This window comes from Roseobacter sp. (genome assembly GCF_045106495.1).
GTDB lineage: Bacteria > Pseudomonadota > Alphaproteobacteria > Rhodobacterales > Rhodobacteraceae > Roseobacter.
The window spans coordinates 25,681-37,978 of sequence record NZ_JBGCEQ010000002.1; the positions used below are offsets into that span (position 1 = coordinate 25,681).

Genomic DNA, 12,298 nt, shown 5'->3' on the forward strand with positions numbered 1-12,298 from the left:
TATCGAGGCGCAGTTGCATAAGATTGACATCGCTCAAAAACAATCATCCGGGGTGGAACAATCCCCCTACGCCATATGCAAGAAGCGCTGCCATCCCGCCGATGACCAGAGTTTCTATGCCCGAGCGCCACCACGGAGATAACGACCACCTGCTCTTGCCTGCTCCAATCAGAAAGAACGTCAAGAGCGTTGCATAGACCGACAAGGTAAAGGGATTCGGCAGGCCAAAGACGAATGGGATCAGCGGCACTGCACCTGCCATTAAGAAGGCTATAAATGTCGCCAATGCCGCGCGCGTGGGATGAGGATCATCTCGCGCCAGGCCATATTCATCGGTCAGCATCATACCAATCCATTTCTCCTTGCTCTGCGCAATGGCATTCGTTGCTTGGTCTAAAACGGTGCCAGAAAGTCCGCGCAACGCAAGGATTTGGCGTAGCTCTTCCCGCTCGCCTTCGGGGTGGTGCGCTATGTGGGCTTCCTCGATCTGGGCGATGCGCTTGCGGTCATCAAGTTCGGCCTTGGTCCCGGAATAATTGCTCGCCGCCATGGAAAACCCGTCGGCCAGAATATTGGCCAGCCCCAGGGCCACAATAATGCTGTGTGACAGCCCTGCGCCCTCGACCCCTGCGACAATGGCAAAGGTGGTCACAGCGCCGTCGATACCGCCATAAATCATGTCCTTCAGTGGGCTGTATTTCTTGCCTTGAGAAAGACGATCAGTGATTTCTTGTGGGCTGTGTCCGTGTTCTTTGATCATTCTCGCAGAATAGGGGAGCCATTGCGCGGCGCAATTGAGCAAGATCAAGTGTATCGGGCGAAACCTTTCTAACCGTAAGAAATGCTTATTCCCGCAACAACGCTCGTTCAAAGTCTGCTGGTCTTCGCCACCTGCGCGACTTGCGTCTGGATTGCGGGTGCGCGGCTGGCGTATCTAGCTGATGCATTGGCGGATCGGTTCAAGCTTGCCAAATCGCTGGTCGGATTGCTGCTGCTCTCCCTGGCAACGTCCTTACCCGAGGTTGCAACCACGCTCACCGCCGCCGTACAGCAAGCGGGGGATCTGGTGTTGAACAATCTGTTTGGCGGCATCGCGCTGCAAACCGCGATCCTCGCGATGTCCGATTTCTGGGCGAGGGGGCCGATTACCAATTACCCGCGTAAAGCCAACCACGCGCTTGAAGCCACGTTGCTGGTTCTTTTGCTTTCCGTGGCGCTGATCATCACCAGTCTGGGTGAGACGTTCGTGGTCGCTGGCGTTGGTTTGGGCAGTGTCGTCATCGCGGTGATCTACGGCGGCGCGATTTGGTTGCTCAGGCGGTATGATGACAGCAGCGATTGGGTGCCCGTTGACCTGCCCGATCCCGATCCGCTGGCCTTTCCTGCGCCTACGGGTCTGGGCAAGGCCGGAAACGCTGCCCTGATCTGGCAGGCAGTTGCGGCCTGTCTTGCCATTCTGCTCTTTGGGCTGCTGCTGGTGATTTTTGCGGAACGGATTGCCGATCAATCGGGGCTTGGCTCCGGGTTCATTGGCGTGACGCTGCTGGCTGCCGCGACTTCCCTACCTGAACTGACCACAAGCATCGCCGCTGTGCGGATCGGGGCCTACACCATGGCGATCTCGAACATCTTTGGCAGTAATTTGATCATGCTTGTGCTGGTCTTCCCGGCAGACGTCCTGTTTCGCGCGGGGCCAATCCTGCAAGATACCTCGCGCACTGTCAGTCTGGCCCTTGGCTTCGGGTTGCTGGTCACGGCCATCTATCTCACGGGATTGATCGTGCGCCGCAAACCCCGGTTTCGGGACCTTGGGTTGGACTCCATTCTGGTGTTGATAACCTTCCTAGGCAGCCTCGCGGCCTACTACTTTGCACGGTAACACCACCGGCCTGATTGCTTTGAGCATCTCCGGCACAAAAATAATCGGCAGCGCGAAGGCACCGATCAACACCCATTCATCAACCCCTATCGGGACAGTATGCAGCAGTACCTGCAATGGTGGCCAATAGACGGCGAGGACCTGCGCACCTAGCGTGATTGCAAGCGCTGCAAGCAGAAATGGATTGCTGAACCACCCGATCCGCGAGGTGGTCAGGTGCAATGAGCGGAAGGCAAAGACGCTGACCTTCTCAAAGACGATCATAGCTGTGAAGGCCGTGGTGCGCGCGAGGTCCACACCCAAATCCATCAGGTGGAAAAAGATCCAAAGGCTCGACAGCCCGGTGTACGTGCCCAGCAGAACGATAGTCACGATCCCGCGAGCACCCAGAATGGGTGTATTCTTTTGGCGGGGGCGTTGCTGCATCTGATCGGGTTCTGACTTCTCCAGCCCCAGCGCGACTGCGGTGACCCCATCCGTCACAAGGTTCATCCACAAAATCTGTGTCGCGAGGAAAACCAGTGGCCCGCCGATGGCGATGTTGATGACAAGCGCAATCACCTCTCCTGCATTCGAAGACAGCAAGTAGCGCACAAATTTTTGGACGTTTGCAAATTGTCTTCGCCCCTCGCCAATTGCGCGGACAATCGTGGCAAAGTTGTCGTCCAGCAGAACCAGATCCGACGCATCGCGCGCCACATCGGTTCCCCTGATCCCCATGGACACGCCAATGTCGGCCTGTTTCAGGGCAGGCGCGTCATTCACCCCATCGCCAGTCATCGCGACGATCTGTCCCTGCGCTTGCAGGGCAGAGACAATGCGCATTTTCTGTTCCGGCCTAGTACGCGCAAAAAGGACATCACCGCGTAAGACATCGCTTAATCGATTGTCGTCAAGTTCATCCAGCGCGTCGCCTGTCAGATGTTTCTTGATGTCAAGGGAAAGCTGCCCTGCAATGGCCTTGGCTGTAATGGGGCTGTCGCCAGTGATCATCACCACGCGAATACCCGCCGACTTGGCCATTGCGATAGCACCGCGGACCTCTTCGCGCGGGGGATCAATCAAACCAACGAGGCCAAGAAACATCATGCCATCTTCGACGATCTGGTGATCGGGCGCGCTACGTTGCGCAAAGCCCATGACGCGCAGGCCCTTTTCCGCCATTTGTGAATAGGCTTGCTCAATGCTTGTGCGGTCCTCCTCGGTAAGGGGACTTGCACCTGATTGCGTCATCACATGGGTACAGACCTCAAGCACACGTTCCGGTGCGCCTTTGGTCAATACCTCAACGCGGGTACCTGACTGGTACAACACTGACATCCGCTTGCGTGCACTGCTGAAAGGTAGTTCTGCCAGTAGGTTGCGTTCGTGGGGCAGGTCGCACCACCCTTTGTAGCCCAGCGTGACCAGCGCCCCTTCGGTCGGCGCGCCAACCATCTGCCAATCGTCGCCTTCGCAGTTCAGATGCGCATGGCTGCAATAGAGCCCGGTTTTCAGGAGTGCGCCGAGCACCGAGTCATCCGCTGCACGAATACGTGCGCCATTCCACTCGATATGGCCGACCGGGTCGTAGCCGGTACCGGTCACATTGTAGTCGCGGTCTAAAGTCCAGATTTGTGTTGCGGTCATCTTGTTCTCGGTCAGCGTGCCGGTTTTGTCAGTGCAGATCACCGACGCGGCACCGAGCGTTTCAACGGCCTGCAACCGCCGCGCCAATGCGTTCTGGCGTACCATTGCGGTCGCGCCTAGTGCCAAGGTGATAGTCACAACAGCGGGCAAGCCTTCAGGGACCATCGCGACAGACAAGGACAGGCCCGTCATCACCATCTCAGTCAGGTCGCGCCCTAACCAAATACCAAGGCCCGAAACCCCGGCAGCAACCAAAAGAGCGGCGATGCCGAGCTGGCGGGCCAGATGCCCCAGCTTAACTTGGAGGTTGGTCGTTTTTGTCCCAACGGACCCTGTGAGATGCGCGATCTTACCGAACTCGGTTGCGCCACCAGTTGCCGTGGCTTGCGCTTCGGCCCGGCCAGCAGTGACTGAGGTTCCTGCAAATACGGCGTTGCTTTCGTCAGCATCCCCCTTCGCCACTGGAACAGACTCGCCGGTCAAGACACTTTCATCGACCGAAAAATCTGCTGCGCGGAGCAGTTTGGCATCCGCCGCTATCTTGGTCCCCGGTGTGAGAATCAGAATGTCACCAGGCACGATGTCTCTGGCCGCGATGACCCGCTCTCGACCATCGCGCAGGACCATCGCTTGGGGGGAGAGCATGTCGCGCAACGCGTTGAGCGCGGTTTCAGCTTTCCATTCCTGCACGAACCCAAGGCCTGCATTCAAGATGACCACCAACCCGATGGTCAACGCGTCCACCCGTTCTCCCAGTGCAAGGGCGACAGCGGCAGCGACGATCAGGATCAGCACCAGAAAACTGGAGAATTGCCGGAGCAGCACGCGCAAGGGGCTGGTTTGCTTCACAGTGGGTAGCTCGTTCCAGCCGTGTATCTGGCGGGCGGCGCGCACCTCGACCTCCGTCAGACCGGTTTGAAGACCCTCATCACCCATCATGCATCCTTTGCGTCTGATTTGATGGAAGTATCCGCAGTAAAGGGGAGGCTGATTGAGCCATGTCAAAAGGTGGCGGCATGCGTGTAGTAAGATCACACCATCTGAACACTCACCGGAGGACTGACGATGGCAAACAAATCACCACGAGAAGAAAAAGCACCGACAAGCGAGGCACCGTTGAGTGCGATTACCCAGCTTCAGGAGGCCGGACTCGGCAGTATGATGGGCATGGGAACAGCCTGGATTGAAGCTGTCAGTGATATGAGTGCAGAAGTCGCCCATTTTGTTGCTGAACGGATCAAAGAGGACGTGAAAACGCAGCACGAAATCCTGCATTGCAAGAATGTCGCCGACCTGCAGCACATCCAAGTGCAATTCATTCAAAAGGCGATGGACCAGTATCAGGCCGAAACCGGCAAACTGGTTGAGATGAGTACCAAGGCTTTTGCAGTAAAAGAGAACTGAGACCCAAATTTACCCAAAAACGTAGCTGCCGGGCGCGGCTCCCAAAGATTTTTTGGGGGTCGCGGTTTTCGTTTGGGGATTGCTATGATCTTTTAACCAAGTGGCCCAATGTGGCCACCATGAGCCATCCTGGGCAGCATGCGCGTCAAACCATTTGGGTGCGGTCATGTGCGCATCGCCTTCGTTCTTGTGCGCGGACCGGAAGTGTCGCCCTTTGTGTTCCGGCTCAGACAGAATTCCGCCGTTGTGGCCGCCATTGGTCAGGACAAAAGTGACGTCTGTATCGGTCAACAGGGCCAGCCGGTACACTGATTTCCACGGCGACACATGATCTGTCTCAGTTGCAACACAATAAATGTCAGCTCTGATGTCGCTCAACGCCACGGCCTTGCCATCGACCCCGAACCGCCCCTTTGCCAGATCGTTCTTCAAAAACAACTGGCGCAGGTATTCAGTGTGCATACGCGCAGGCATGCGTGTCGCATCCGCATTCCACGCCATCAGCGGATTATCCGGGGTCCGTTCGCCCAAAAGATAATGGCGGATTACGCGGCTCCAGATCAGATCATTCGAACGTAGCAATTGAAACGCACCGGCCATCTGATCGGCCTTGAGATAGCCGTGTGTCGCCATGATATCTTCAAGAAATGCAACCTGACTTTCGTTGATGAATAGCCCCAACTCACCCGGTTCGGAAAAATCCACTTGAGCGGCCAACAGACTGATGCTGGCAAGGCTGTCATCCCCATCGCGTGCCATCGCAGCAGCTACTATTGATAAAAGAGTGCCGCCCAGACAATATCCCGCCGTGTGCAACCGGGGGTGGCCCATTTTTTTCACCTGACAGATTGCGGCCCGGACACCTTGGTCAATATAGTCCTGCATCGACAGATCGGCGTCAGCTTCATCCGGATTTTTCCAAGACAGAATGAAAACCTCAAACCCCTGATCCCGCAGGTAGGCAACCATAGAGTGCTGCGCTGTCAGGTCTAGAATATAGAACTTCATGATCCACGCAGGTACGATCAGGATGGGCTCGGGATGCACCTTCGCGGTCGTCGGTCGGTATCGGATCACCTCCACCAAATCATTCCGCATCACGACATCGCCTGGTGTCGCAGCCAGATCGTTGCCAACCACATACTTGCCTGACGTGCGCGGTGCTTTGGCGAGCAGACGATTGAAATCTTCCATCCAGTATCGCGAACCCCGCCACAGGTTCTGGCCCCCTTCTTCTTGCGTTCGTTTTTGGACCAGCGGATTGGTTGCCGCAAAGTTTGCGGGTGAAAACATATCAAGCCACTGACGTGTTGCGAAATTGACGATCTTGGCATGTTTCGGATCAACGCCGTGCACATCTGTCGTCGCGGCGTTCCACCAATTTTCTGCGGCTAGAAAGCTCTGCGACAGGAAATTGTATGGGTATTTCTGCCAAGCTGGATCTGCAAACCGAGGATCTTTCTGATCCTCCTGTTCTGACAGCTTCAAAGAAAGCCGTATCAGCTCCGCCTGTTTTTCCGGCGATCCAATCATGTGCAGCCACCAGTCAAGATAGGCCGTCGCAAGGGCCGCCGGGGAAAGACCGCCGGTCACCTGTCCCAAAGCTGCGTGCCATTGGGCATCAAGGCCGCGCGAAGATTTACGTTTCATACTCATAATGCATCCCTTTCCACCAAGGAAACGCCAGTGGCGATATCGTCGCTTGGATGCGTCACAACCCGCTCTTCGAATTCCAGACCGCTCAGCAGCTCGACCATTCGGTCATTGCGTCGCCCCAGTGTCACAGCACGCCTCTCGGCCAACCCGTCGATGGCCACAAAGACCGCCCGGCCATCGTCAGACCGGAATGCAATGCTAAGCGGGATCTGAAGGGCATCATCGGTGCGCCATTCGACAATCCGCAGAAAGACAGAAAATCCGTCGCCCAGATTGGGCGGTTTGTCAGCGGGCGTTGTCAGATCGAAATACGCATCGACCCGCTGTTCTTCGATCCCCAGTGCTGAGATCTTGGTGCGGGCCTTGGGGTCAATCCTGTCCAACATGGCCTCAAGAACCTCCGTACCGCCCCAACATTCAAAATAGGCCAACGCGCCGAGGCTGAGCCGCACCGCGTCGTTTGATAGAATATCGGTTACCAGTTCAAGTTCATTGGGATCACCGGTGCTGACCAACGGGGTGCCGATGGTCACTGGCCGTTTGCTGACCGCTGCAACCGACAACACAACACCATCACTGGGGGCCCTGACCTCAACGCAGCACCCATTCGCTGATACATCCGCGTTTTCGGCCTGTAGCAGTGTCTCGCGGGCGCGTTCGATGGCCCCGTCTGCCACTTCAATGCGTGCCCGAGCGGCCTCGATCGTCGCATTCGCGAAAGCAAGACGCTGTGTGTCGTCTTCCAACCGTGTGATCGAGGCGACACCGCGGGTGACCAGAGCCTGCGTTCGATCAAATTGCGACTGGGCAAAATGGGCCATTTCCTCAGCTTGTTTCAGATCGGTCTCGGCCACGAGTTTAGTGGCCATTGTCTCTTGTAAGTCAGTTTCACCCTGAAGCTGCGCCAATGCGTCCAGCAAGCCGGATGAAGCCGGTTGCACGATGGCAACAACTGTTTCGCCCGCGCGCACCACATCGCCCTCAGATACAGGCGAACGCAGAGCCGTGCCCGAAATTGGTGAGGCGACTTCAAAGAGATCCCGTACCTGACTTTGACAGTCCGCGTTTATCGTCACTTCAAGTGGGCCACGGGTGACGGTAGCAAGATCGACCGGTACAGGATCCTCGCGAAAACTGACGTAAGACAACCCGGCCACAAGGGTGACCCCCAAACCGATCAGAACCAAAATGCGGGCGGAATAGAACATTGGGTCACTCCCTTGTTTTCATGACGGCAACCAGATCAAGCCCATCGAGCCGCCGTCGCCCGCCTGCACCTCAAGATGTCCGGCCAGTCGTTCGGACAGCGCAAGCCCACCGGGGGAGACATTCAGGAAGTGGCCCTCGGAATCCAGAACCCCGCTCAGGTCATTGCCGGGGCGGCGGGACTCAACCGCTGCGCGCTTGCTTAGATGACCGTGGCGAAGGATGGCCGTGTGAAACTGCTGGCTTTCGGCTTGCAGCACGCCGGGTAGATGGCGCGCGTCTTCGGCCACGTCTGTTGCAAAAAACAGCAAAGCGTCCTGCCGGTTGGTCTGGTGGAATGCGAGATCGACAATCTCATCCAGTGCGTCATTGATAAAGGTTGCCGCGATCACCGATGCCACGGCAAAGGCGAGGCCAAGAGACGTCAGAAAGCTGCGCAGAGGCAAACGCAGCAACGAGCGCAGGGTCATGACGGTAGACTGCGCCAGCCGCATCCGCGCCATTGCCTCATCTATGAATGACCGCTTGAACCGAGGCGGGGCAGGGAGCTGCATTGCAATCGCCGGTGCCAGCTTGGCGGCCTTCAAGGCGGCTTGTGTGGCCCCAAGGCTGGTGGTCAACAGCCCGGCGAGACCCGCTGCCGCATAGACCCAATAGGACACCCGAAAGATCACGAATGGAAAGTTGAAGAACTCTGCGTATTGCGCCGCCGTGTCGCGCGCAAGCGAGGTGCTGGCCATCCAGCCGACGCCAACTCCCACGACAGCGATCAGCCCGGAGAGCGTCAGATAGTGCAAACAAATCTCGGTTTTGGAGTACCCGATGGCCTTGAGTAGACCAATCTCGCTGCGTTCCAGCGCGATGACCCGGCCCATGACCATGCTGACCAGAAACGCGGATATACCAAAGAAGATCGGCGGCAGAATCGTGGTCATGCCTTTGAGCTGATTGATCTCAGCGTCCAGAAAGGCGTCTGACTGATGCGTCGTGCGGTCATAGGCCCCCAACTCGCCAAATGGTTCCAGCAGAGTATCAAGTGCATCGACGACCGGGGCGGTCTGAACGCCTGCCGCGAGAGACAGCGATATATTGTTGCAAGCCCCTGTTATGTCGTAGGCGGCAGCGGCGGCACGTTCGGGCATCCAGATGATCCCGAAGGCCGCATTGTCAGGCATCATGGCACCGGGGCGGATGGTGTAGATGAATTCGTGCGACCGCACAGTGCCAACGATGGTCAATTCGCGTTTCGAACCGCGCAGATTGGCGCTGAAGCTGTCACCTTCGGAAAATTCATTGGCCTTTGCGAAGGGCGCGTTCACCACAACCTGGTTGGTGCTGAGAGGATCGGGGAAGCGACCCGAGACGAGCAATGGAACATTTAACACTGGATCGTTGGTTTCAGGATAGGACAGGATATGCCCGACGGCTGTGCGCATGCGATCGGGGATACCAAGGATCGCTTCACCGGAAATACGCGCCTCAACGCTTAGAACCCCGTCGATCTGTGCGATCTCTGGGAGCAAAGAGCGGGGAGTGTGTTTCGTGACCGCAAAGACATCGGCAAAACGGTTGCGTTCATAGTATGCCGCACGCGTCTCTGACAGCGCGTTTTGCATGCCCACCGACGTCAGCAGGATCGCCAAACCGCAGGCCAGAACCAGCGTGATGGCGACAGCCTGTATCCAAAGTCGCTTGAAATCGCGCAGCAGTTTGCGGTCTATCGCCTGCATCCCGCTCACCAAAAAATCTCGGACGGGGCAAAGCGCTTTTCGTTGGTACGCACTTCACTGATCTTGCTGTCCTGGAAAAAGATCACCCGATGCGCCATGCGCTGAATTTCGGCGTTGTGGGTGATGACTACCGTTGTCGAGCCGAAACGTTCGTCATTGTCGCGTAGTACGTCAAGAACCTGTACGCCCGTGGTGCTGTCGAGCGCACCAGTTGGTTCATCGCAGAGCAAAATCTGCGGGTGTTTCGCGATGGCGACACGCTGCTGTTCACCGCCTGACATCTCGGACGGGAAGTGATCCATCCTTTTGCCAAGCCCAACCAGTTCAAGCGCCCCTTCGGCGGGCATCGGATCGGGAGCAACATCTGTGACCAATTGCACGTTTTCGCGTGCGGTCAGGCTGGGGACCAGATTGTAGAACTGAAAAACAAAGCCCACATGATCCCGGCGGTACTTCGTCAGCCCCCGGTCAGGCAGATCGGTCAGCTCGGTGTCTTCAAACCATACACGTCCCTCGGTTGCGTGATCCAACCCACCGAGGATGTTCAAAAACGTCGATTTGCCGCTGCCGGATGGGCCCAGCAATACGGTCAACTCATCCTCGTAAAGTTCCAGATCAACCCCTGCCAAAGCGAAGACTTTGACCTCGCCAGAATCGTATACTTTAGTGATGCCTTGGGTTCTGAAAATGACGTCGGCCACGTTTTTCTCCTGTAGAGACCACAATAAAGGGGGTCGCAAAGCAGCAATTGATTGATCTCAATTCCGGGAGATTAATGCGTCCTGCTCTTTCAACTCGAGCAGAAACTGCGCGATTGTGCGATCCTCTTGCGCGGTGTCTTCGGCAGAGTTGGGCAAGACACCTGTTGCAATAAGAGGACGGCCAAGGTCGGCCGCGCCAGCAGCAAAGGCTTTCAATGGTGGCGAATGCGCGCCTGATGTGAGGAAAAGGGAAACAGCCTGCGGCAGGGCGTCACCCTGCCGCATCAAGGCGCGCAACGGCACGGCAGGATAGGAGGTCCAAACCGGGCCAACGAGGATCAGATGGCGATACTTTTTCAAAGTGTCAAAAGCCTGAGATGCCAGTGCACCCTTTTGACGGACACTGTCAAAACCCGCGCGCATGTATCCCAAGAAACGACCGCTATACTTCGGTGCTGTTATCTCAACCTCATCGGCATGCAATTCCTCGGCCAATTTGGTTGCCAACCGCTTTGAGTGGCCCGACCGTGAGTAGAAAGCGATGCAAATTTCTGGCGTAGCCTTGGCCATGGGGATGTCTCCCTTGTTCGGTTAGCCAATGTCTGCATCCAAAGTGACGTCGCCCATTTGACAAAGATCAATCGCCGCCTGAGATCCGGGAGTTACAAAAACCGCGACAAGGACGAAGACATGCTCAAAGATCTTACATGGCGGTTCAAATTTCCCGGTCTTGCGAACCTTTCGCCGGCGGTTTCAGACCTGCTCGACACTCAGGCTGTTACGGCGGTTTTGAAGAAGGGTACAGTGATTTTTGGGCCTGGCAAACCGGCGGAAAACCTGTTGCTTCTGGTGTCAGGTACGGTGCGGGTACAGCAACTTTCCGAAGCGGGTCGCGAGATCGTGCTTTACCGTGTGCATGCCGGAGAAGGCTGCGTGCTCACCACGGCATGCCTCCTCGCGTTTGAAGACTATTCTGCCGAAGGTGTCGCGGAAACGGATGTCGAAACGATCCTGATCCCGCGCGACACATTTGATGAATTGATGGCGGTTTCGAAGGAGTTTCGCGCTTTCGTTTTCGAGTCGTATTCAAAAAGGATCACCGACCTTTTCATGGTGATCGAAGAAATTGCCTTCAAACGCATGGACATCCGCGTGGCACAAAAGCTGTTCGACCTTCAGGATGCGCAAAAGACGTTGCATCTGACACACCAGCAAATGGCGGTGGAACTGGGCACAGCGCGGGAAGTCGTCTCGCGGCAATTGATGGAATTTGAGCGGCGTGGATGAGTGACCCTAAGTCGCGGCGTTATCGAACTGCGCGATCCTGCGGCCATTGGACGTTTGGCAGCCGCACCCTGAGAGACATGGCTTCTGGTGACAAAGTCACAGACGGGCGCACCATTTCGGATCAATAAGACAACAGTAACCTCAGAAAGGATAAAGACATGATTGCCAATCTCGGAAGCCCCGATCGCCTGCTCAGAGCTATTCTGGGCATTGCATTGATCATCCTACCCCTGCTGAACATCCCTGCCATTTGGTCCAACGCTGCGCTAGCCTATGGCAGTATGGCTGTTGCACTGATCCTTATTCTGACTGCGCTGGTCCGGTTCTGCCCGCTGTACCGTCTGGTCGGCATCTCAACCTGCAAGCTTTGAGCCATGGAAACAACCTTTACACCACTGGCCTCTCTCGCGGGGGGCGCGCTGATCGGTCTTGCCGCTGTCTGCCTGATGCTTTTGCGTGGGCGCATCATGGGGGCAACCGGCATTCTGGCGGGCGCTATGTGGCCCGCAAGCAGGTATGACTGGACATGGCGCGCAGCGATGCTCTTGGGCATGGTTACGGGGCCTTGGATATACTTCGCGCTGACGGGCAGATTGCCGGAAATTGCAGTTCCGTCCGCGACTCTGCTGCTGATCTTTGGCGGCGTTCTCGTCGGTATCGGTGTCACCCTGGGCAGTGGCTGCACCTCTGGCCACGGTGTTTGCGGGATGGCACGTCTATCGCCCCGCTCTTTTGCGGCGACGGCCACTTTCATGCTGACCACTGGGCTGACCGTCTATGTGATCCGTCACCTCCTGGGAGGATAA

The 12,298-nt window shown here is 56.7% G+C and carries 12 protein-coding genes; 5 read left to right on the forward strand and 7 right to left on the reverse strand.

The features are described 5' to 3' along the window. Positions 1-43: 43 nt before the first annotated feature. Positions 44-760, reverse strand: a complete 717-nt coding sequence (locus AB8B75_RS00795) for a VIT1/CCC1 transporter family protein (RefSeq protein ID WP_405359065.1) — start codon at positions 758-760, stop codon at positions 44-46. An 81-nt stretch (positions 761-841) separates the two neighbouring features. Between AB8B75_RS00795 and AB8B75_RS00800 the strand changes: the two genes are divergently transcribed. Continuing rightward, positions 842-1,879, forward strand: a complete 1,038-nt coding sequence (locus tag AB8B75_RS00800) for a sodium:calcium antiporter (RefSeq protein WP_405359066.1) — start codon at positions 842-844, stop codon at positions 1,877-1,879. On the opposite strand, the gene AB8B75_RS00805 is transcribed toward AB8B75_RS00800, so the two are convergent. Next, the gene (locus AB8B75_RS00805) at positions 1,844-4,444 is read right to left on the reverse strand and encodes a cation-translocating P-type ATPase (protein ID WP_405359068.1); all 2,601 of its coding nucleotides are present in this window, start codon (positions 4,442-4,444) and stop codon (positions 1,844-1,846) included. The genes AB8B75_RS00800 and AB8B75_RS00805 overlap by 36 nt on opposite strands. Positions 4,445-4,573: 129 nt before the next feature. On the opposite strand from AB8B75_RS00805, the gene AB8B75_RS00810 reads away from it, so the two are divergent. After that, a complete protein-coding gene (locus AB8B75_RS00810; RefSeq protein WP_405359070.1) occupies positions 4,574-4,912 on the forward strand; it encodes a phasin family protein in 339 nt (112 codons plus the stop codon). A 9-nt stretch (positions 4,913-4,921) separates the two neighbouring features. Here AB8B75_RS00810 and AB8B75_RS00815 read toward each other — a convergent pair whose 3' ends face one another. The 5 genes from AB8B75_RS00815 to AB8B75_RS00835 are packed head-to-tail and all read right to left on the reverse strand — an operon-like array spanning position 4,922 to position 10,775. Next, the gene (locus tag AB8B75_RS00815) at positions 4,922-6,568 is read right to left on the reverse strand and encodes a PHA/PHB synthase family protein (protein WP_405359072.1); all 1,647 of its coding nucleotides are present in this window, start codon (positions 6,566-6,568) and stop codon (positions 4,922-4,924) included. Next, on the reverse strand, positions 6,565-7,776 hold the full coding sequence (locus tag AB8B75_RS00820) for an efflux RND transporter periplasmic adaptor subunit (RefSeq protein WP_405359073.1): 1,212 nt from the start codon (positions 7,774-7,776) through the stop codon (positions 6,565-6,567). Before AB8B75_RS00820 ends, AB8B75_RS00815 begins: the two co-directional genes overlap by 4 nt. A gap of 18 nt (positions 7,777-7,794) precedes the next feature. Beyond that, on the reverse strand, positions 7,795-9,504 hold the full coding sequence (locus tag AB8B75_RS00825) for an ABC transporter permease (RefSeq protein WP_405359074.1): 1,710 nt from the start codon (positions 9,502-9,504) through the stop codon (positions 7,795-7,797). Positions 9,505-9,509: 5 nt separating this feature from the next. Then, positions 9,510-10,205: an ABC transporter ATP-binding protein gene (locus tag AB8B75_RS00830; protein WP_405359076.1), complete on the reverse strand. Its 696-nt coding sequence runs from the start codon at positions 10,203-10,205 to the stop codon at positions 9,510-9,512. Between the two features lie 57 nt (positions 10,206-10,262). Continuing rightward, positions 10,263-10,775, reverse strand: a complete 513-nt coding sequence (locus tag AB8B75_RS00835; RefSeq protein ID WP_405359078.1) for a hypothetical protein — start codon at positions 10,773-10,775, stop codon at positions 10,263-10,265. A 120-nt stretch (positions 10,776-10,895) separates the two neighbouring features. On the opposite strand from AB8B75_RS00835, the gene AB8B75_RS00840 reads away from it, so the two are divergent. The 3 genes from AB8B75_RS00840 (at position 10,896) to AB8B75_RS00850 (ending at position 12,298) form a co-directional block, all read left to right on the forward strand. Then, positions 10,896-11,492, forward strand: coding sequence for a Crp/Fnr family transcriptional regulator (locus AB8B75_RS00840; RefSeq protein WP_405359080.1), 597 nt, complete (start codon positions 10,896-10,898; stop codon positions 11,490-11,492). Positions 11,493-11,650: 158 nt separating this feature from the next. Next, complete coding sequence (locus AB8B75_RS00845) at positions 11,651-11,863, forward strand: DUF2892 domain-containing protein (protein ID WP_405359082.1); 213 nt, start codon at positions 11,651-11,653, stop codon at positions 11,861-11,863. Between the two features lie 3 nt (positions 11,864-11,866). Continuing rightward, positions 11,867-12,298: a YeeE/YedE family protein gene (locus AB8B75_RS00850; protein ID WP_405359084.1), complete on the forward strand. Its 432-nt coding sequence runs from the start codon at positions 11,867-11,869 to the stop codon at positions 12,296-12,298.

Coding starts and splice junctions, on each gene's coding strand:
- AB8B75_RS00845 (WP_405359082.1), top strand. CDS start 11,651: ATGATTGCCAATCTCGGAAGCCCCGATCGCCTGCTCAGAGCTATTCTG.
- AB8B75_RS00815 (WP_405359072.1), bottom strand. CDS start 6,568: ATGAGTATGAAACGTAAATCTTCGCGCGGCCTTGATGCCCAATGGCAC.
- AB8B75_RS00810 (WP_405359070.1), top strand. CDS start 4,574: ATGGCAAACAAATCACCACGAGAAGAAAAAGCACCGACAAGCGAGGCA.
- AB8B75_RS00835 (WP_405359078.1), bottom strand. CDS start 10,775: ATGGCCAAGGCTACGCCAGAAATTTGCATCGCTTTCTACTCACGGTCG.
- AB8B75_RS00820 (WP_405359073.1), bottom strand. CDS start 7,776: ATGTTCTATTCCGCCCGCATTTTGGTTCTGATCGGTTTGGGGGTCACC.
- AB8B75_RS00840 (WP_405359080.1), top strand. CDS start 10,896: ATGCTCAAAGATCTTACATGGCGGTTCAAATTTCCCGGTCTTGCGAAC.
- AB8B75_RS00825 (WP_405359074.1), bottom strand. CDS start 9,504: ATGCAGGCGATAGACCGCAAACTGCTGCGCGATTTCAAGCGACTTTGG.
- AB8B75_RS00800 (WP_405359066.1), top strand. CDS start 842: ATGCTTATTCCCGCAACAACGCTCGTTCAAAGTCTGCTGGTCTTCGCC.
- AB8B75_RS00795 (WP_405359065.1), bottom strand. CDS start 760: ATGATCAAAGAACACGGACACAGCCCACAAGAAATCACTGATCGTCTT.
- AB8B75_RS00850 (WP_405359084.1), top strand. CDS start 11,867: ATGGAAACAACCTTTACACCACTGGCCTCTCTCGCGGGGGGCGCGCTG.
- AB8B75_RS00805 (WP_405359068.1), bottom strand. CDS start 4,444: ATGGGTGATGAGGGTCTTCAAACCGGTCTGACGGAGGTCGAGGTGCGC.